Consider the following 886-nt stretch of genomic DNA (forward strand, 5'->3'; position numbering starts at 1 on the left):
GGTTGAGACGGACGTCGTTGAGGCCGAAGTGGTCGAGACAGACGGCCCAGCGACCGCCTCGGTTGAGACGGACGTCGTTGAGGCCGAAGTGGTCGAGACAGACGGCCCAGCGACCGCCTCGGTTGAGACGGACGTCGTTGAGGCCGAAGTGGTCGAGTCGGACAACGCGGAGACCGTCACGGTCGAGGCCGACGACGCGGAAGATGTCGCGGACGCGGACTACTCGGGGATCGTCGCGGGCGAGGTGGACGGCGAGGCAGCTAAGGCGGGCTCGGAGTTCGCGGTCGCCGCGGACGCTGGACAGGCGGCGTCCGCGCCCGGCTACGAAGCCTGGGAAGCGGCGGAGCCGACAGCGGGTGAAGGCTGGGCAGACCAGCAGCCCAGCGAGGTAGACACCGGCCTTGGCGCCCCGGATCAGGAGCGCTGGGAGACCGACCAGCCGGCCGAGCAGCGATCCGGCGACGGCAGCGAGGAAGTCGCTGAGCCGGCCGCCTCCGAATCGTGGGTGGAGCAGGAGGCCGTTGAGGTCGCCGACGTCCACAACGACGCGGCCGAGCCCGCGCTGACGATCTCGGCCGACGACAGCACCGCCGCAAGCGGCGCGATCGCGGAGGAGATCAGCGCCCCGAGCGGTGTCCAGGCAGACCGGGAGACCTGGGCCGCTCCGGGAAGCCCGGAGATCGCCGAGGCTTCGTTCGAGCCGCAGACCGACGCAGAGGTTGCGGCTGTCGCCGCCACGCCCGTGCTCGTCCCGGCAGCAGGGGCTGTTGACGCGCAGAGCACCGCGCACAGCGCTGCGGCAAACACGATGGACGAGCCGGAAGCGCCCGGGCCGCAGGTGACAGTGCCGGAAGCGCCCGCATCCCGGGTGGCTGAGCCAGGAGCG

1 pseudogene is annotated in these 886 nt (G+C 71.6%); it reads left to right on the top strand.

Features of this window, described 5'->3' with window-relative positions:
* A pseudogene (locus AB0F81_RS37050) lies at window positions 1-886 on the top strand (hypothetical protein); the annotation flags it as partial.

This window comes from Actinoplanes sp. NPDC024001 (assembly GCF_040638955.1).
GTDB lineage: Bacteria > Actinomycetota > Actinomycetes > Mycobacteriales > Micromonosporaceae > Actinoplanes.